At 59.4% G+C, this 17348-nt stretch carries 18 protein-coding genes; 8 read left to right on the forward strand and 10 right to left on the reverse strand.

Annotated elements, in window-relative coordinates:
* Positions 1 to 15: 15 nt before the first annotated feature.
* The gene (locus NHU87_RS03540) at positions 16 to 513 is read right to left on the reverse strand and encodes a PAAR domain-containing protein (RefSeq protein ID WP_253545697.1); all 498 of its coding nucleotides are present in this window, start codon (positions 511 to 513) and stop codon (positions 16 to 18) included.
* Between the two features lie 491 nt (positions 514 to 1004).
* On the opposite strand from NHU87_RS03540, the gene NHU87_RS03545 reads away from it, so the two are divergent.
* Entirely contained in the window at positions 1005 to 1274 is a 270-nt protein-coding gene (locus NHU87_RS03545) for a DUF6124 family protein (RefSeq protein WP_253545699.1), read from the forward strand.
* Between the two features lie 170 nt (positions 1275 to 1444).
* On the opposite strand, the gene NHU87_RS03550 is transcribed toward NHU87_RS03545, so the two are convergent.
* Complete coding sequence (locus NHU87_RS03550; protein ID WP_253545701.1) at positions 1445 to 2212, reverse strand: TerC family protein; 768 nt, start codon at positions 2210 to 2212, stop codon at positions 1445 to 1447.
* An 86-nt stretch (positions 2213 to 2298) separates the two neighbouring features.
* Positions 2299 to 3606 (reverse strand): CitMHS family transporter, encoded by a 1308-nt coding sequence (locus NHU87_RS03555; RefSeq protein ID WP_253545703.1) that lies wholly within the window; start codon positions 3604 to 3606, stop codon positions 2299 to 2301.
* Between the two features lie 319 nt (positions 3607 to 3925).
* Between NHU87_RS03555 and NHU87_RS03560 the strand changes: the two genes are divergently transcribed.
* Positions 3926 to 4327, forward strand: coding sequence for a GFA family protein (locus NHU87_RS03560; protein ID WP_253545705.1), 402 nt, complete (start codon positions 3926 to 3928; stop codon positions 4325 to 4327).
* On the opposite strand, the gene NHU87_RS03565 is transcribed toward NHU87_RS03560, so the two are convergent.
* Positions 4328 to 4654, reverse strand: a complete 327-nt coding sequence (locus tag NHU87_RS03565) for a DOPA 4,5-dioxygenase family protein (protein WP_253545707.1) — start codon at positions 4652 to 4654, stop codon at positions 4328 to 4330.
* Positions 4655 to 4738: 84 nt separating this feature from the next.
* Here NHU87_RS03565 and NHU87_RS03570 point away from each other — a divergent pair, with 84 nt between their 5' ends.
* Positions 4739 to 5404 (forward strand): NAD(P)-dependent oxidoreductase, encoded by a 666-nt coding sequence (locus NHU87_RS03570; protein ID WP_253545709.1) that lies wholly within the window; start codon positions 4739 to 4741, stop codon positions 5402 to 5404.
* 17 nt (positions 5405 to 5421) lie between these two features.
* Here NHU87_RS03570 and NHU87_RS03575 read toward each other — a convergent pair whose 3' ends face one another.
* Positions 5422 to 6372: a choline sulfate utilization transcriptional regulator gene (locus NHU87_RS03575; protein WP_123720082.1), complete on the reverse strand. Its 951-nt coding sequence runs from the start codon at positions 6370 to 6372 to the stop codon at positions 5422 to 5424.
* Between the two features lie 114 nt (positions 6373 to 6486).
* Between NHU87_RS03575 and betC the strand changes: the two genes are divergently transcribed.
* The 3 genes from betC (at position 6487) to NHU87_RS03590 (ending at position 10671) form a co-directional block, all read left to right on the forward strand.
* Positions 6487 to 8001, forward strand: a complete 1515-nt coding sequence (betC, locus tag NHU87_RS03580; protein WP_253545711.1) for a choline-sulfatase — start codon at positions 6487 to 6489, stop codon at positions 7999 to 8001.
* Positions 8002 to 8017: 16 nt separating this feature from the next.
* The gene (gene choX, locus NHU87_RS03585) at positions 8018 to 8938 is read left to right on the forward strand and encodes a choline ABC transporter substrate-binding protein (RefSeq protein WP_253545713.1); all 921 of its coding nucleotides are present in this window, start codon (positions 8018 to 8020) and stop codon (positions 8936 to 8938) included.
* A 164-nt stretch (positions 8939 to 9102) separates the two neighbouring features.
* Positions 9103 to 10671, forward strand: coding sequence for a SulP family inorganic anion transporter (locus NHU87_RS03590; RefSeq protein WP_253545715.1), 1569 nt, complete (start codon positions 9103 to 9105; stop codon positions 10669 to 10671).
* A 105-nt stretch (positions 10672 to 10776) separates the two neighbouring features.
* Here the strand turns inward: NHU87_RS03590 and aroE are convergent, their stop codons facing one another.
* Entirely contained in the window at positions 10777 to 11598 is an 822-nt protein-coding gene (gene aroE / locus NHU87_RS03595) for a shikimate dehydrogenase (RefSeq protein ID WP_253545717.1), read from the reverse strand.
* 13 nt (positions 11599 to 11611) lie between these two features.
* The gene (hemF, locus tag NHU87_RS03600) at positions 11612 to 12526 is read right to left on the reverse strand and encodes an oxygen-dependent coproporphyrinogen oxidase (protein ID WP_253545719.1); all 915 of its coding nucleotides are present in this window, start codon (positions 12524 to 12526) and stop codon (positions 11612 to 11614) included.
* A 174-nt stretch (positions 12527 to 12700) separates the two neighbouring features.
* Between hemF and NHU87_RS03605 the strand changes: the two genes are divergently transcribed.
* Positions 12701 to 13678 carry an NADPH:quinone reductase gene (locus NHU87_RS03605; protein WP_253545721.1) on the forward strand — a complete coding sequence of 326 codons (978 nt, stop codon included), beginning with the start codon at positions 12701 to 12703 and terminating at the stop codon, positions 13676 to 13678.
* 112 nt (positions 13679 to 13790) lie between these two features.
* On the opposite strand, the gene NHU87_RS03610 is transcribed toward NHU87_RS03605, so the two are convergent.
* The 3 genes from NHU87_RS03610 to NHU87_RS03620 all read right to left on the reverse strand — a co-directional run bounded on the left by NHU87_RS03610 (position 13791) and on the right by NHU87_RS03620 (position 16615).
* Positions 13791 to 14348 carry an L-threonylcarbamoyladenylate synthase gene (locus NHU87_RS03610; RefSeq protein WP_253545723.1) on the reverse strand — a complete coding sequence of 186 codons (558 nt, stop codon included), beginning with the start codon at positions 14346 to 14348 and terminating at the stop codon, positions 13791 to 13793.
* A 54-nt stretch (positions 14349 to 14402) separates the two neighbouring features.
* Positions 14403 to 15509 (reverse strand): DNA-processing protein DprA, encoded by a 1107-nt coding sequence (gene dprA, locus NHU87_RS03615; protein WP_253545725.1) that lies wholly within the window; start codon positions 15507 to 15509, stop codon positions 14403 to 14405.
* An 80-nt stretch (positions 15510 to 15589) separates the two neighbouring features.
* On the reverse strand, positions 15590 to 16615 hold the full coding sequence (locus tag NHU87_RS03620) for a LysM peptidoglycan-binding domain-containing protein (protein WP_253545727.1): 1026 nt from the start codon (positions 16613 to 16615) through the stop codon (positions 15590 to 15592).
* 169 nt (positions 16616 to 16784) lie between these two features.
* Between NHU87_RS03620 and def the strand changes: the two genes are divergently transcribed.
* Positions 16785 to 17291, forward strand: a complete 507-nt coding sequence (gene def, locus NHU87_RS03625) for a peptide deformylase (protein ID WP_253545729.1) — start codon at positions 16785 to 16787, stop codon at positions 17289 to 17291.
* Positions 17292 to 17348 lie beyond the last annotated feature (57 nt).

Here is a 17348-nt window from a genome sequence, read left to right on the forward strand (position 1 = left end):
TTCTTCCTTGAGGCGTCAGACAGTCCAGCGGACTACGGCGAGGTCAGGCTGTAGGGTGACGACGCTCTGAGTCATGCCCTGAGCGTTGGTCTGGCCTTTGACGATACGGCCTTCGGCGGTTTCGATTTCGTAGTCTTGTTCGGCGATCGGTTCGCCATTACCGGCGCTGACGGCTTTGAACTCCACCAGTGGCTGGCCAATGATCGGCAGGGGCGGGATAAATGGCGCGGGGGTGTGACTGTCGCCGATGATGACGCTGCCAGAGCCACCGACCACCACGCCGCCATGGCTCGCAGTGCTATCGATGGTCATGGCGTTCAAACCGTTGATGAACACCGTTGAGGAGAACCCGCCACTGAGAGCCTGGCCGCAAGTGCACTTGTCGTTAACCCGTGCGGCGGCGAGGCCGTCGAAGAAAACATCGGGCGAACCGCTGGCAATCGGGTTAGTGCCGTGGCCGGGGAGAGGGCAGGTGGTGGGGTCCGTGACGCGTGCAGCCGGTTTTCCAGACATATGCATTCCTTGTCATTGTCGTTTGATGCGAGCGGGGGACGCTAACCATCGAAGCTCTGTGCGTCAACCTTTGACGGAGGCGTGCTTGGGACGCAAGAAAAAACGTCAGATAATTCCTCGATTATCTTGATGCGATTCACGGACTCTACGGCGCGTGTTTAACAACACGTAGAGTTACTTCTCGGAGGCTACAACGCCTTGCGCCGTTGCCTACGGTTACGCCAGAATCCGCCGGCTTGTGCGCCTTGACCCTGGCCTCTATCGTTTCCCGGTCGCTGAAAAACAGTGATCGGGTTTGGTAGCCCGGAGTCCTGGCGCATAGCCACATTTTGCGGACGCTTTCTTAGGTCGCAGCTTTATGGTGGCCATGCGCAGGGTCCCTTCGGGGGCGCCGGTTCCAGTACTCCGGTCTACCAACCTGTGTATGGCCGCCACCCTTCGTTTGGTAGCGAGTGTGATGGCTCCACGTAACCAGTACTGGAGTTCTATCTATGTTCAAGGTAACGCCCAACCCACCGGACACCGATCCGGCCGCCCTACGCAAACCCAGCACAATCTTCATGATCGACCCCAAGATCGATAACGAAACCCTGCTCGCCCACGCCTGCGAATCGTTGGCGTCGGCCAGCGTCATGGCCAGTGATTTCGCCAGTTTTCTGGAAGGTCCGCAGCGCAACACACTGTTGGGGATTCAGCAGATCATCATGTTCGGGGAGCTGGCGGTGAATCGAGTGCTGGATAACCTCGATCCGCCTGGGTAATCACGCAGCCAAAAATTCCTGTTCGTCAGGCAAAAAAAATGTGGGAGCGAGCCTGCTCGCGATGAGGCCGTCACATTCAACATTGATGTTGATTGACAGGCCGCTATCGCGAGCAGGCTCGCTCCCACAGGTTTTGTGCACTGACTGATTCGTCAGTGCACAGCTTCAGGTTACTGCCCCGGAACATCCTTGCGCAGTTTCACCGGATCCTGCTGTTTGCGCTTTCTCGCCATGGCGGTGCGCATCTTGATGTTGATCGCTTCCACCGCCAGCGAGAACGCCATGGCAAAGTACACGTAGCCTTTTGGCAAGTGCACTTCGAAGGACTCGGCAATCAACACGGTACCGACCAGCAACAGGAACGACAGCGCCAGCATTTTCAGCGACGGGTGCTTGTCGATGAACTCGCTGATGGTGCCAGCCGCCAGCATCATCACCAGTACGGCGACGATGATCGCAGCGACCATGACCGGAACGTGGGACACCATGCCAACCGCGGTGATCACCGAGTCCAGCGAGAACACGATGTCGATGATCGCGATCTGGATGATGGTGTACAGGAAGCTGCCACCCTTGGCGGTCGGCTCGTCGTGGCTTTCATCTTCGCCTTCCAGCGCGTGGTACATCTCTTGCGAGCTCTTCCACAGCAGGAACAGACCACCGAAGAACAGGATCAGGTCACGTCCGGAAATACCCTGGCCGAACACTTCGAACAGGTCTGCGGTAAGGCGCATGACCCAGGTGATCGACAGCAGCAACAGGATCCGCGTGATCATGGCCAGTGCCAGGCCGAAAATCCGGGTGCGCGCCTGCATGTGCTTGGGCATGCGGCTGACCAGGATCGAGATCATGATGATGTTGTCGATGCCCAGAACGATCTCCAGGGCAGTCAGGGTGAAGAAGGCAACCCAGATTTCAGGGTTGGTCAGCCATTCCATGTGTATTCCTTTGAGGATGTGTTTAAACCACGAAGGGCCCAGGCTTCAAACAGCAAAGCCTGGACCCGTCATGGTAAGTCTTGGGCTTATAGAGTGCTGAACAGCGGAAAAATCCCCATCAGCAACGCAGCGACCAGTATGCACAGGCAAACCAGCACTGCCCACTTCAAGGTGAACCGTTGATGATCACCGAATTCGATACCGGCCAGAGCCACCAACAGATAGGTCGATGGTACCAGCGGGCTCAGCAAGTGGACGGGCTGACCGACGATCGAGGCACGTGCCATTTCCACCGCGGTTATACCGTAATGACTGGCTGCTTCGGCAAGTACCGGTAACACGCCGTAATAAAATGCATCGTTCGACATGAAGAACGTGAACGGCATGCTCACCAGCGCGGTGATCACAGCCAGGTACGGGCCGAGGAAATCGGGGATGACCGCCAGCAGGCTTTTCGACATGGCATCAACCATGCCGGTGCCCGACAGGATACCGGTGAAGATCCCCGCGGCAAAGATCAACCCGACCACCGCCAGTACGCTACCGGCGTGAGCCGCAACGCGCTCCTTCTGCATTTGCAGGCAAGGGTAGTTGACGATCATCGCGATACTGAACGCCACCATGAACAGCACCGGCAGCGGCAAGAGGCCGGCGACCAGGGTGCACATCAGCGCCAGGGTCAGGGCGCCGTTGAACCAGATCAGCTTTGGACGACGGGCGTCCGGAAACTGCGAAACGCTGATTTCGCTATGATCGACTTCATCACCGACCAGATGCAGTTCACCCAGACGCGCACGCTCGCGTTTACCGTAGAAGTAGGCAATCGCCAGGATCGCCACCACGCCGGCCAGCATCGCCGGGATCATTGGCACAAAGATGTCGGACGGGTCGACATGCAGCGCACTGGCCGCACGAGCGGTCGGGCCGCCCCAGGGGGTCATGTTCATCACGCCACCGGCGAGGATGATCAGACCGGCCATGATCCGCGGGCTCATGCCGATACGGCTGTAGAGCGGCAGCATGGCGGCCACGCAGATCATATAAGTGGTCGCGCCGTCACCATCAAGGGAAACGACGAGCGCCAGTACGGCGGTTCCGACCGAAACTTTCAACGGGTCGCCCTTGACCAGTTTGAGGATCTTGCGCACGGCCGGGTCGAACAGGCCGGAGTCGATCATCAGGGCGAAGTAGAGAATGGCGAACATCAGCATGACGCCGGTCGGCGCGAGCTTGGTGATGCCTTCGAGCATCATCGGGCCGATCTTCGGCGAGAAGCCGCCGAACAGGGCGAAGATGATCGGGATGATGATCAGAGCGATCAGCGCGGACAGGCGCTTGGTCATGATCAGGTACATGAACGTGATGACCATGGCGAAGCCAAGGAAAGTCAGCATAGGAATACTCCAGGCGTAGCGCGGCTAGGGAATGGCGAACCGGATGGGTCAGCGCAGAACGGGAAGCACGAGACGTACGGGCGGAGTTGCAGCGAGTAGGCGGGTAGTAGCGGACATCAGAATCACCATTGTTGTTGTTTAATGGACCGGGCGGGCGATAAAACACTCGCATTGGCCAACCGGTCTGTTGCCGGCAGTGAGGGCGATCCTAATCGCGGAAGCTTTCAGCCAGCTTTCGCGAGTGAAAGCATTGACCGAATGTACAACCGGTCGTCGGCCCGGCTGAAAGGCCGTAAACACGGGGTCAGGAGTAAAAAACATGGGCGAATTTCACACCGGCGGCTGCCACTGCGGACAAATCCGCTATCAATTCAGCGGACCATTGCATGACATCGCTCACTGCCATTGCTCGATTTGCCGACGGGTCAGCGGCGCAATCGTGACCACCTGGATCACCGTGCCCGCTTCGGCATTTACATGGATGGCGGGTACGCCGTCCCGGTACGAGTCTTCGTCTACTTGCGTGCGATATTTCTGTCCAAACTGTGGGGCGCAACTGGCGCTGGTGACGCAGCTCAGCCCCGAGAGCATCGATGTGACCATCGCCACCCTCGACCATCCCGAGCAAGCGCCGGCCGAGCGGCATATCTGGACGGACAGTCGTTTGCCGTGGCTGCATCTGGACGAACATTTGCCCGGCGAGGCCGAGGAACAACTCTGATCAAAAAACAGACAGGTTCAGCGGCCGGATCGCGCCCATCCAGATCGCATGCTCGGTGTGGTCGAGCAGATCGTCGCCGGTGTCCGGGTGCAGGAACACCACCAAACCTTTGCGGTTGAGCGCCAGCCACGGCAATACCGCGCCAAGGTGTTGCGGCTCGAAAGCCAATTGGCAGCTCCAGTCCGGGTGCGGGCCGACCGGGCGTTCGTGCAGACGCCCCATCTTCAGCGGAAACAATTGCGCTGCCTGCTCACACAAGGCCCGTGCCTGCGGCAGGGTGTTGGCGTCGAAATAGACATGGGCGTGGTAGCCCTTGATCGTTTGCATCTGAACCCCTCTGAAACCTTGTCGAACCCTCGCCGCTTCCCGCAGGTCACACACCATATATGCAAGAAAACAGGGAGCACGGCCATGAAAAATGCCGAAACCCCGGTGGTGAAGGTAGTGCTTTATGGTGCCATGAGTAGCCTGGGCAGTGCGCTGATGGCGGAAATGCTGCGGCGCCAGCATGAAGTGATCGCGATTCTCGATGACCTGACCGCGCTAGCACCGCGGCCAGGTTTGCGCACCAAGACCGGCAACCTGTTCGATGCCAAGCGGATCAAACAAAGCGTGGCCGGCTGTTCGGCGGTGATCTGCCTGCTCGATGCGCCAGGGTTGCCGATGAACAGTGAACACATCGAAAAATCCTTTGTGCCCGGCCCGGTCGAAGAGGTGCTGGCGGTGGATGCACTGATCGACGGCATGCAAGCCGCAGGCATTGCCCGCCTGTTTGTGGTGGGCGATTTCGAGGTGCTGGACGACCCTGAAATAGAAGACCCGTTGCAACGCCACGCCGCCGAAGAAATTCGCGAGGCTCTGCAAAGCAGTTCTTTGCACTGGACTATGGTGAATGCACCACGCCGCGTGCCCGGGTTGACCATCGAGCATTTCAGTCACGTCAGCAGTAGCCTGGAACCTGGTCTGGCCGCCGCGCTGGAACGGCTGAACAGGGTAGCGGTGGGGATTGCCGATGAGCTGCACCTGAACCTGCATGTTGGTGAGCATGTGAGTTTTGTCGGGACTTCGGAATCGTAAAGATCGTCCGAACCCGTTTACACCGCAATCGAAGGCAACGGGAGACCATTGAGCGATTGCGCGCTGCTGGCCTGTTCCGCCATCAACCAATCCACAAATAGCTGAATCAATGCCCCACGCCGTTTGCGCTGGGGCAGGACCACGTAATAACCCAGCCTGGAAATCACCGTGTCGGCAATCGGGCGACACAACAGCCCTTGCGCCAACAAGTTATCCACAAGGTGCCGCCACCCGATCGCAACGCCTTGACCGCCAATCGCCGCTTGAATCAGCAAGGTGTAATTGTCGAAGCGCAGTTGCCCCGGCGCTGGGGCCGAGGTGATTCCCAGTTCGCGAAACACACCGCTCCAGTCGAACCAGTTGCTGCTGTTTTCGCCTCGCAGGTGCAGCAGCGGAAATTCCAGCAATGCCTGAGCCGGCAAGGGCAGGGGACGGTCCTTCAATAGCAGCGGGCTGCACACCGGAAACACCTCTTCGCTGAACAGCCAGTGGCTCTCGCCTTGCTTGAACCGGCCATCGCCGAACAGCACCGCCACATCGATATCGGTTCGCAGCATGTTATGGCTGCGTTCGCTGGTGACCAGGCTGACGTCCACTTGAGGGTTGGCGGTATGGAAGCGGTGCAGACGCGGCATCAGCCAGTACGCGGCGAAGGCGAAGTCGGTGGCCACCTGCAACACTTCATGCTGTTGCTGTGCGCTGATTGCGCTTAATCCTGCATCGATATTCTGCAAACCGAGCTGAACTTGCTCGAACAGAATAGTCCCGGCTTCAGTCAGCTCGATACCGCGATAAATACGATCGAACAACCGTGTCGCGAGCTGTTCTTCCAACCGCTTGATCTGCTGGCTGATGGCCGGTTGCGTGGTGCCGAGCTCCACTGCGGCGGCGGTGAAGCTGCGTTGCCGGGCTGCGGCTTCAAAAGCACGCAGCAGGTCCAAAGACAAATCACCGAGGGCGTCATACATAAGCTGTGCTTATCCTAGTCATTGCCTGGCATGGGCTTTACCACAAAGATTATGGACTCCATGCTCGATCACAGCACTCTCGCATAAATATCCACTATGGAATGCCGCGATCACATGAAGCGCAAAAATATTCTTTTCATCATGGCCGATCAAATGGCCGCGCCAATGTTGCCGTTCTACGGTCCTTCGCCTATCAAACTGCCGAATCTCAGCCGCCTCGCCGCCGAAGGCGTGGTGTTCGACGCTGCTTATTGCAATAGCCCCCTTTGCGCGCCGTCGCGTTTCACTCTGGTCAGCGGTCAATTGCCGAGCAAGATCGGCGCCTATGATAATGCGGCCGACTTCCCCGCCGATGTTCCGACCTACGCCCATTACCTGCGGCGTCTCGGCTACCGTACCGCGCTGTCGGGCAAGATGCATTTCTGCGGTCCGGACCAGTTGCACGGCTATGAAGAACGTCTGACCAGCGACATCTATCCGGCCGATTACGGTTGGTCGGTGAACTGGGATGAGCCGGACGTGCGGCCAACCTGGTACCACAACATGTCGTCGGTGCTGCAAGCCGGGCCATGCGTACGCACCAATCAGCTGGATTTCGATGAAGAGGTGGTGTTCAAGGCCCAGCAATACCTGTTCGATCACATCCGCGAGGATGGCGAGCAGCCGTTCTGCCTGACCGTATCGATGACTCACCCACACGACCCGTACACGATTCCCAAAGCTTTCTGGGATATGTACGACAACGCCGACATCCCTTTGCCCCAGACACCTGCACAGGATCAACTCGATCCGCACTCCCAGCGTCTGCTCAAAGTCTATGACCTGTGGGACAAGCCGCTGCCTGTGGATAAGATTCGCGACGCGCGCCGCGCCTACTTCGGGGCATGTAGCTATATCGACAGTAACGTCGGCAAACTTCTGCAAACACTCGAGGAAACCGGCCTGATCGATGACACCATCATCGTATTCTCGGGTGACCACGGCGACATGCTTGGCGAGCGCGGCCTCTGGTACAAAATGCACTGGTTCGAAATGGCTGCCCGTGTACCGCTGCTGATCAGCGCACCGGGGCAATTCGGCGCTGGCCGAGTTAGCGGGGCGGTTTCAACCGCTGACCTGCTGCCGACCTTTGTGGAATTGGCCGGCGGCTCACTGGAGCCGGGTCTGCCGCTGGACGGCCGCTCGCTGGTTTCGCATCTGCAAGGGCAGGGCGGTCACGACGAGGTGTTCGGCGAGTATATGGCCGAAGGCACCATCAGCCCGTTGATGATGATTCGCCGTGGCGCCTACAAATTCATCTACAGCGAAGACGACCCTTGCCTACTCTTCGATGTACATAACGATCCGAAGGAACAGGAAGAACTCAGCCAGTCGCCGCAATATCAGCAGCTTTTCGAGGCGTTTCTCGCCGAAGCGCGGGCCAAATGGGATATTCCGGCGATCCACCAACAGGTGCTCGCCAGTCAGCGACGCCGGCGTTTCGTCGCCGACGCCCTGACCATCGGCAAGCTGAAGAGCTGGGATCACCAGCCACTGGTGGACGCCAGCCAGCAGTACATGCGCAACCATATCGACCTAGACGATCTGGAACGTAAAGCACGTTATCCACAACCCTGCCAAAACCAATAATGTTAAGGGGAAGTCCATGCAAAGGTTATCCACAGTACTGACGGTCGGGCTTCTGGCTCTGGGCAGCGCCTCGGCTTATGCCGAGCAAGGCTGCGAGACGGTGAAAATGGCCGACCCTGGCTGGAGCGACATCGCTGCAACCAACGCCATCACCGGGTTTCTGCTGGACGGCATGGGCTACAAGGCCAAGGTCGACACGCTGGCAGTGCCGATCATCTTTGGCGGTCTGAAGGATGGCCAAGTGGATGTATTCCTTGGTAACTGGATGCCGGCGCAGCAAGGCTTCTATGACAAGTTCGTGGCCAACGGCGACGTTACTCAACTGGCGAAGAACCTCGACGGCACCGAGTTCACGCTGGCGGTCCCGGATTACGTTTGGGACGCGGGTGTGCATAACTTTAACGACTTGAACAAGTTTGCCGACAAGTTCGACAAGAAGATTTATGGCATCGGCTCCGGTGCCCCGGCGAACATTTCGCTGCAAGAGATCATCAAGAAGAACGACTTCGATCTGGGTCAGTGGAAGCTGATTGAGTCCAGTGAACAGGCGATGCTGGCTGAAGTGTCTCGCGCAGTGAAGAAACAGAAGTTCGTGACCTTCCTCGGCTGGACCCCACACCCGATGAACGTGCAGCTGAAAATGCATTACCTGAAGGGCGGCGAGAAGTACTTCGGTGACACCGGCAGCGTTTATACACTGACCCGCAAAGGTTATGCACAGGCCTGCCCGAATGTCGGCAAGCTGCTCACCAACCTGAGTTTTACCCAGGAAATGGAGAACAGCATCATGGCCGAGGTGGTGAACAAAAAGGTCAGCAATGCCGCGGCGGCCAAGGCGTGGATCAAGGCCAATCCGGCGGTGCTGGATAAGTGGCTGGACGGGGTGAAGACCGTGGACGGGAAGGATGCGTTGCCGGCCGTGAAAGCCAAGTTGTAAGGGTTTGATCGTTCCCACGCTCCGCGTGGGAATGCATCCCGTGACGCTCCGCGTCACATCCCGAAGCGGACGCAGAGCGTCCATGGCGGCATTCCCACGCAGAGCGTGGGAATGATCAGCGTCGGTCCTGATACTCTTCCGTAAAACCCTGCCCGAGAGGACCCATGGCCTTCCCCAGCCGCCATTCACTCTTTCCCTTCCTGACCTGGTTGCCCCGGCAAACCCGCGCCAGCGTCGGTCGTGACCTGATTGTCGGCCTGAGCGGTGCGATTCTCGCGTTGCCACAATCGATTGCCTACGCCCTGATTGCCGGGCTCCCACCCGAATATGGCTTGTACGCCGCGATTATTCCGGTGCTGATCGCTTGCCTGTGGGGTTCGTCGTGGCATTTGATCTGTGGTCCTACGGCGGCCATTTCCATCGTCCTGTACGCCAGCGTCAGTCCTCTGGCTGTCCCCGCATCGCAGGACTACGTCACGCTGATCCTGCTTCTGACATTCCTTGCGGGCATTTTCCAGTGGTTGCTGGGTTTGCTGCGTTTCGGCGCCTTGGTGAATTTCGTCTCTCATTCGGTGGTGCTGGGCTTCACCCTCGGCGCAGCGGTGGTGATTGCCATTGGGCAACTGCCGAACTTGCTGGGGCTGGATGTGCCCAACCAGGCCACGGCGCTGAACAGCCTGATGCTGCTGTTCAGTCATCTCGGTGAGGTGGACAAACCCTCACTGGTACTGGGCCTGGCCACGGTGGTGGTGGGCATCGTGTTGAAACTGCTGTTGCCGCGCTGGCCGACGCTGTTGATCGCTCTGGCCTTGAGCGGCTTGTTGGTGTGGCTGTGGCCAGCGATGTTCGGTCATGTGCAATTGGTCAGTGCCTTTGTCGGGCGGCTGCCGCCCTTCAGCCCGCTGCCGCTGGATCTGGACCTGGTGTTGCGTCTGCTGCCCAGCGCGGTGGCGGTTGGGATGCTCGGGCTGGTGACCAGCCTGTCGATTGCCCGCTCCTTGTCGGCACGCTCGCAGCAGTTGCTCGACGCCAATCAAGAAGTCCGCGCCCAGGGTTTCTCGAACATGGTCGGTGCGTTTTTTTCCGGCTCACTGTCTGCCGGTTCCTTCACCCGCTCGGCCCTGAGTTATGACGCCGGAGCCTGCTCACCGTTGGCGGGGGTTTTTTCAGCGGTGTGGGTGGCGTTGTTCGCTATCTTCGGCGCGGTATTGATCGCGCACATTCCGATCCCGGCCATGGCCGGCAGCATTTTGTTGATCGCCTGGGGATTGGTCGACCATCGCGGCATTCGCGCCTTGTTGCGGGTCAGCCGTGCCGAGTTTTTGGTCATGGCGCTGACCTGTGTCGCGACGCTGTTGCTGGAGTTGCAAACAGCGATCTACGCCGGGGTGCTGGCGTCGCTGTTCTTCTACCTCAAACGCACCTCGCAACCTCGGGTGCAACATTGGCGTGAGGGCGACGAAGACATTCTGAGAGTCGGCGGTTCGATCTTTTTCGGCGCCAGCCATTACCTGCAAGTGCGTTTGCAACGGATGCACGGGGCGCGGGTGGTGATCGAGGCGCAGCAGATCAACTTCATCGATTATTCGGGCGTGGAAATGCTGCATCAGGAAGCGCGACGGCTGCTGCGCCAGGATCGCAGCCTGACCCTGCGGCGGGCACGACCGCAGGTGGTGGAAGAATTGAGGAAGCTCGAAGGCGCGGAGAAATGTCCGATTCGATTCGAAGATTGATACACAACCCTGTAGGAGCGAGGCTTGCCCGCGAAGGGAGCGCCGCAGTGATTCAGGCATACCGCATCATCGTTCTTCGCGGGCAAGCCTCGCTCCTACAGGGGATTATGCTGCGAGCTGGCGGCGGAGTTCGGCCAGCACTGGCGCTGTATCCGGGCGCACACCGCGCCACAGGTAAAAAGCTTCCGCCGCCTGCTCGGCCAGCATTCCCAAGCCATCCATCGCCACCGCCGCACCGTGCTCGCTGGCCCAGCGGCAGAACGAAGTCGGGTCCTTGCCGTACATCATGTCGTAGCAAACCGTCTTGCCCGGCTCGATCAAACTGCTGGCGATCGGCGGTACATCGCCTGACAGACTGGCGGATGTAGCGTTGATGATCAGGTCCACTGGCTCTTGCAACCAATCGAAACCGCTGGCCGACACCGGCCCCAAATCCGCGAACAACTCCGCCAGCAATTCGGCTTTTTCCACCGTGCGGTTGGCGATAATCACCGACGCCGGTTGCTCCGCCAGCAGCGGCTCGAGCGCACCGCGCACCGCACCGCCGGCCCCAAGCAGCAGGATGCGTTTGCCCGCAAGGCTGAATCCGGCGTTGACCGTCAGGTCCCGCACCAATCCGGCGCCGTCGGTGTTGTCGCCGAGCAGCGTGCCATCAGCCAGTTTGCTCAGGGTATTCACCGCGCCGGCCCGCTGAGCTCGCTGGGTCAAGCTGTTCGCCAAACGATAGGCATCTTCCTTGAACGGCACCGTCACATTCGCCCCACGCCCTTCGCGGAAAAATGCCTGGGCACAGCCGGAAAAATCATCGAGGGGTGCCAGCAAAGTGCTGTAGTCCAGTTTTTGCCCGGTCTGCTCGGCGAACAAACGGTGGATCAGCGGCGATTTGCTGTGGCCAATCGGGTTACCGAATACGACGTAACGATCCATCAGAACTCCTCGTTCAGGCCTTGGCCAACCAATCGCGGTCTTGCAGGAAGTACTCGGTCAGGCGCGCTTCTTCACTGCCCGGCTCGGCTTTCCAGTCGTAGGCCCAGCGCACTTGCGGTGGCAGCGACATCAGAATCGACTCGGTACGCCCACCCGATTGCAGGCCGAACAGCGTGCCGCGGTCATAGACCAGGTTGAATTCGACGTAACGGCCACGGCGAAACTCCTGGAATTCACGTTGTTTGGCCGTGAACGCATCGTTCTTGCGGCGATGCACGATGGGCAGGTACGCGTCGATGAACGCATCGCCGATGGCGCGCATGAAGGCAAAGCTGGTGTCGAAGTCCCACTCGTTCAAGTCATCGAAAAACAGGCCGCCGATGCCACGCGGCTCGTGGCGATGCTTGATGTGGAAGTAACTGTCGCACCAGGCTTTATAGCGCGGGTAGACGTCCGGGCCGAACGGCGCGCAGGCCTGTTCGGCGACGCGGTGCCAGTGCACGCAATCTTCTTCATTACCGTAATAAGGGGTCAGGTCGAAGCCGCCACCGAACCACCAGACCGGCTCTTCACCTTCTTTTTCAGCGATGAAAAAGCGCACATTGGCGTGGGACGTCGGCACATGCGGGTTGTGCGGGTGAATCACCAGCGACACGCCCAAAGCTTCGAAGCCTCGGCCGGCCAGTTCTGGCCGATGAGCGCTGGCGGAGGGTGGAAGACCGCTGCCAAAGACGTGGGAAAAGTTGACGCCGCCCTTTTCGATGACCGCGCCGTTTTCGATCACCCGGGTGCGACCGCCACCGCCGGCAGGGCGGGTCCAGGCGTCTTCGACGAAACGCGCGCCGCCGTCTTCAGCTTCCAGGGCAACGCAAATGCGGTCTTGCAGGTCGAGCAGGTAGGCTTTTACGGCCTCGGTGCGGGTAGTCATGGCATCACCTTGAATCGGGCAAAGCTACGCGGCGCTCTTACAGGCCGGCGGCAAATTGCTGCGTAGGATAACACTGCACCTTGTGCCGTCGCAGTTGACGAAGGTCAAGCTTAGGAGTTCGATAGAACGCTTTCGCGCTACAACTCTAGAAGCCAAGACCCAAGGAGAGTGCAGATGGCAAAGCGTATCCAGTTTCGCGCCCATGGCGGCCCCGAAGTGCTCGAATACGTGGACTACCAACCCGCCGAGCCCGGCCCGCTGCAGGTACGCGTGGCCAACAAGGCCATCGGCCTGAACTTCATCGACACTTATTACCGCAGTGGCCTGTATGCGCCGCCATCCCTGCCGTCGGGCCTGGGCGCTGAAGGCGCGGGCGTGGTCGAAGCAGTCGGAAGCGAAGTCACCCGCTTCAAGATCGGCGATCGCGTGGCGTACGGCAGTGGCCCATTGGGCGCTTATAGCGACGTTCATGTCTTGCCGGAAGCCAATCTGGTACATCTGCCGGACGCCATCAGCTTCGAACAGGCCGCCGGCGTGATGCTCAAAGGCCTGACCGTACAGTACTTGCTGCGTCAGACGTATGAACTCAAGGGTGGCGAAACCATTCTATTCCACGCTGCGGCCGGCGGCGTCGGTTCCCTGGCCTGCCAATGGGCCAAGGCCTTGGGCGTGAGGCTGATTGGCACGGTCAGTTCAGCCGAGAAAGCCGCGCTGGCGGAAGCCAATGGTGCCTGGGCGACCATCAATTACAGCCATGAAAACGTCGCACAACGCGTGCTGGAATTGACTGACGGTAAAAAAGTGCCGGTGGTGTACGACGGTGTAGGCAAAGATACTTGGCTGACATCGCTCGACAGCGTCGCGCCTCGGGGGCTGGTGGTGAGTTTCGGTAATGCGTCGGGCGCGGTGGATGGCGTGAATCTGGGGATTTTGGCAGCGAAGGGTTCGCTGTACGTGACCCGGCCGACCCTGGCGACCTACGCCAACAACGCTGAAAACCTGCAAAGCATGGCCGATGAGCTGTTTGAGATGATCATCAGCGGCAAGTTGAAGGTGGACATCAGTCAGCGCTATCCATTGGCTGAAGCGGCGAAAGCACAGACCGAATTGTCGGCGCGGCGTACGACGGGGTCGACCGTTTTGTTACCTTGAGGACGCCATCGCGGGCAAGCCCGCTCCCACAGGATTTCGGTCGTTCACATAATTTGCATACGACTCGGACCTGTGGGAGCGAGGCTTGCCCGCGATGAACGATGACGCGGTATTAATCCGGGCGCACAACATGGCCGGTGGCCAGATCGCGAATCACGCTCGGATTCTTCCGTCCACCCAGATTACCGCCCAGCACCCAATCAATCTGACCACGGAAATACTGCTCCACGCGAAGCCGCGTCCGCGCCGCCGGCCGCCCCTGAGGGTTGGCCGAGGTCGACACCAATGGCCCGACCAACGCACACAAATCCCGCACCAACGGGTGATCGCTAACCCGCAACGCCACGGTTTCGTGCACACCGGTAATCCACTGGGGCAACATATTTTGATGCGGCACCAGCCAGGTGTTGGGGCCAGGCCAGGTGCTGGCCATACGGTCCATCCACAATTCAGGGAAGTCTTCGAAGAGGAAGTCGAACTGGCGAATATTGTCGGCCACCAGAATCAGGCCTTTATCCACAGACCGTCCCTTGATCGCCAGCAGACGATAGACCGCCTCTTCGTCCCACGGGTCGCAACCCAGGCCCCAGACAGCTTCGGTTGGATAGGCAATGACCGCCCCGGCGCGAATTTCTCGTGCGGCTTGTTGCACACGCCAACTGTTAACCATGAAAGACTCTCCGGAATAAGGCTCTGCGCAGTTTACCGATCTTCCCTGTAAAACCTAGCGTCCCCGCGCAAGCCAGCGGCCGCTTTCACAGACCGCACGGCCGTCCATTTCCAGTTCCGTCAGCGCCGCCAACACTTTCGACAACGCCCAGCCGCTGGTGATCGCCAAGGCTTCGCTGGTATGGGGCGCCGCATGGAGCAATATGAGCAGCGGATGAGTCTCTGTCGCCTGCGGTGTTTCCGTGGATAACGGCAGCCGTTGCCAGCCGCGCAAGGCTTCGAGGATGTGCTCGATGGTTTCCACCAGCACCGCGCCGTCGCGGATCAGCTGATGGCAGCCCTTTGCCCCGGGGTGGTGGATCGATCCCGGAATCGCATACACCTCACGCCCCTGTTCCGCCGCCAGCCTCGCGGTGATCAATGAACCACTGGCAACACTCGCCTCGACCACGAGCACGCCGAGGGACAAACCGCTGATGATTCGATTGCGCCGGGGGAAATTGCTGGGAGAAGGGCCGGCGTCCAGCGGGAACTCCGAAAGTACCGCGCTTCCTGAAGTGATCATGGCGTCTGCCAGCCGCCGATTGCGCTGTGGATAAAAATTTTCCAGCCCCGTGCCAAGCACGCCGACCGTTTGCCCGCCAACGTCCAGAGCCGCCTGATGCGCGGCAGCATCGATACCCAGGGCCAAACCGCTGGTGATAACAAAACCGGCGCCAGCCAGAGTGCGCGAAAACGCGGCGGCAGTGTCCATGCCCGGTCGCGAAGCACGACGGCTGCCGACCATCGCCAGCTGTGGTTTTTCCAGAATCCCCGGATCGCCCGCGACGAATAACAGTGGCGGCGCATCACTGATTTGCGCCAGCAACGCGGGGTAGTCAGGTTGGTCCCACATCAGTAAATGCTGGCCCGGGCGCTCTAACCAGGCCAATGCGTGACTGGCGCCGTCACGAATTTCGCTGGAGCGCCGGGCTTCCGCGCAAGCGAGTGGCAGGCCCAATGCACGCCAGGCACTGGCCGGTGCGCTGATGGCTTTGGAGGCAGAGCCGAAGGCCTCAAGCAATTTCTTGAAACGCGCAGGGCCGAGTTCCGGCAAACGGTGCAGGCGTAAACGGGCTTCCAGTTCCGCAGGGGAAACAGACGTACAGGCAGACAGCGACATGGATCATCCTTGATCGTTATAGAGTCCCGTCGAATCGGGAATAAGCTGTGGATAACTCTGTTGGTAACTTGTGAGCAGGCTTAAGGATTTCGTACCTTGTCCAGCACCGCCAGAGAGCGCGATGCGTTAAGGACAAGCCCGTAGCTGAGCTTGTCGTAGGTGCGAAAGACCATCAGTAAACCGGCCCGCTCGTCGGGAATTTTCAATGGCTGACCGGTGATCCGGTCACGCACGGTTTCACCGGTTTTCATCACCACCAGCACATTGCCTTCGGCCAGACCATCGCGCTGGCCCTTGTTCAGCGTCACGACATCCAGCGCGCCGATTTGGGTGACCCCACGCGGCACATCGATGATCAAGCCGTTGATGTCGGTTGTTGGCGCACTGGGCATGAAGGTCGAATTGATCGAGCGCTCTTCACCGCTGAACAGCCGGTCGCCGAGTCGCACTTCCTGTGTGGTGCGTTGCAGGGCCAGGGTGGCGACGTCGCCTTCAGTGGCAATGATCTCGCCGCCACCGATGTCGTCGGCGTTGATCCCCAGAAACTCCTTGCTCTGCGGATCGGTGTACACCTTGCCCTGACGGAAGATGCCGTACACCGGTTGTGCCGGGTCGAAATGGCCCCGGGCGAATATCCGATCACCGGTGCCGCTGAGCACCCGTTCGGCGTCGCCGGCGACGATGTAGGGTGCCTTGTCGAAATCCTCTGCCTTGTCGACGATGCGATTGCTCAACAGAAAGCTGTTGATCGATTTCAGCGGAATGCTCGGAATCGCATCGGCCACCGGCGAGCTGCGGATTCGTGGCGAAAGCTTGATGGTGCCCCGGGAAGCGCCGCGATAGAGGGTCAGGCGTGGCTGACCGTTGACGTAGACCAGCGACAGCGTATCGCCGGGATAGATGAGATTGGGGTTTTCGATCTGTGGATTGGCCTGCCAAAGCTGCGGCCACTCCCACGGTTCACGCAGGTATTTAGCGGAAATGTCCCAGAGTGTGTCCCCTGCCACCACGGTGTATTGCTGTGGAAAACCTTCCCTGAGTTGCACTTGCCCGTGCGCAAAACCGGCCGAGGCCAGAAGGAGCAAGGCGAGTAGTGATTTCCTCATGCCGTGAATCCCTTTATTATGTACGTTCGCGTGAAACGCCAGAGCCCTCGTGGCTCGCTTCCGGCTCATTATTGAAAAGCCGGAAGCTACGTTCACAACGGTAGCCTGCATCTTCGGACCTGCCAGGCCATCGACCCGACTTTACCTCACACGTGCAGCAATTGAGCTTATGGCCATTTTAGACATCCTCGAATTCCCCGACTCGCGCCTGCGCACTATCGCCAAACCCGTGGCCGTAGTGGACGACGAAGTGCGTCAGTTGGTCGATGACATGTTTGAAACAATGTATGAAGCGCCAGGCATCGGCCTCGCCGCGACCCAGGTCAACGTGCACAAACGTATCGTCGTGATGGACCTCTCCGAAGACCGCAGCGAACCGCGGGTGTTCATCAACCCCGAGTTCGAAACCCTGACCGACGAGATGGAGCAGTATCAGGAAGGCTGCCTTTCGGTGCCGGGGTTCTACGAAAACGTCGACCGCCCGCAAAAGGTCAGGATCAAGGCCCAGGACCGCGACGGCCAACCGTACGAACTGATCGCCGAAGGCCTGCTCGCGGTGTGCATCCAGCATGAATGCGACCACCTCAACGGCAAATTGTTCGTGGATTACCTGTCCACGCTCAAACGCGACCGGATCAAGAAGAAACTGGAAAAGCTCCATCGCCAGAACGCTTGATGCCCTTCTTTTCAAAGGCTTGCTGCGGCAAGCCTTTTTCTTTTCAAGACGCTTTGT

This window comes from Pseudomonas mandelii (assembly GCF_024138395.1).
Taxonomy (GTDB): Bacteria; Pseudomonadota; Gammaproteobacteria; order Pseudomonadales; family Pseudomonadaceae; genus Aquipseudomonas; species Aquipseudomonas mandelii_E.

Excerpts from the sequence above, each read along its gene's own strand:
- NHU87_RS03540 (WP_253545697.1), bottom strand. The coding sequence starts at position 513 with ATGTCTGGAAAACCGGCTGCACGCGTCACGGACCCCACCACCTGCCCT.
- NHU87_RS03545 (WP_253545699.1), top strand. The coding sequence starts at position 1,005 with ATGTTCAAGGTAACGCCCAACCCACCGGACACCGATCCGGCCGCCCTA.
- NHU87_RS03550 (WP_253545701.1), bottom strand. The coding sequence starts at position 2,212 with ATGGAATGGCTGACCAACCCTGAAATCTGGGTTGCCTTCTTCACCCTG.
- NHU87_RS03555 (WP_253545703.1), bottom strand. The coding sequence starts at position 3,606 with ATGCTGACTTTCCTTGGCTTCGCCATGGTCATCACGTTCATGTACCTG.
- NHU87_RS03560 (WP_253545705.1), top strand. The coding sequence starts at position 3,926 with ATGGGCGAATTTCACACCGGCGGCTGCCACTGCGGACAAATCCGCTAT.
- NHU87_RS03565 (WP_253545707.1), bottom strand. The coding sequence starts at position 4,654 with ATGCAAACGATCAAGGGCTACCACGCCCATGTCTATTTCGACGCCAAC.
- NHU87_RS03570 (WP_253545709.1), top strand. The coding sequence starts at position 4,739 with ATGAAAAATGCCGAAACCCCGGTGGTGAAGGTAGTGCTTTATGGTGCC.
- NHU87_RS03575 (WP_123720082.1), bottom strand. The coding sequence starts at position 6,372 with ATGTATGACGCCCTCGGTGATTTGTCTTTGGACCTGCTGCGTGCTTTT.
- betC (WP_253545711.1), top strand. The coding sequence starts at position 6,487 with ATGAAGCGCAAAAATATTCTTTTCATCATGGCCGATCAAATGGCCGCG.
- choX (WP_253545713.1), top strand. The coding sequence starts at position 8,018 with ATGCAAAGGTTATCCACAGTACTGACGGTCGGGCTTCTGGCTCTGGGC.
- NHU87_RS03590 (WP_253545715.1), top strand. The coding sequence starts at position 9,103 with ATGGCCTTCCCCAGCCGCCATTCACTCTTTCCCTTCCTGACCTGGTTG.
- aroE (WP_253545717.1), bottom strand. The coding sequence starts at position 11,598 with ATGGATCGTTACGTCGTATTCGGTAACCCGATTGGCCACAGCAAATCG.
- hemF (WP_253545719.1), bottom strand. The coding sequence starts at position 12,526 with ATGACTACCCGCACCGAGGCCGTAAAAGCCTACCTGCTCGACCTGCAA.
- NHU87_RS03605 (WP_253545721.1), top strand. The coding sequence starts at position 12,701 with ATGGCAAAGCGTATCCAGTTTCGCGCCCATGGCGGCCCCGAAGTGCTC.
- NHU87_RS03610 (WP_253545723.1), bottom strand. The coding sequence starts at position 14,348 with ATGGTTAACAGTTGGCGTGTGCAACAAGCCGCACGAGAAATTCGCGCC.
- dprA (WP_253545725.1), bottom strand. The coding sequence starts at position 15,509 with ATGTCGCTGTCTGCCTGTACGTCTGTTTCCCCTGCGGAACTGGAAGCC.
- NHU87_RS03620 (WP_253545727.1), bottom strand. The coding sequence starts at position 16,615 with ATGAGGAAATCACTACTCGCCTTGCTCCTTCTGGCCTCGGCCGGTTTT.
- def (WP_253545729.1), top strand. The coding sequence starts at position 16,785 with ATGGCCATTTTAGACATCCTCGAATTCCCCGACTCGCGCCTGCGCACT.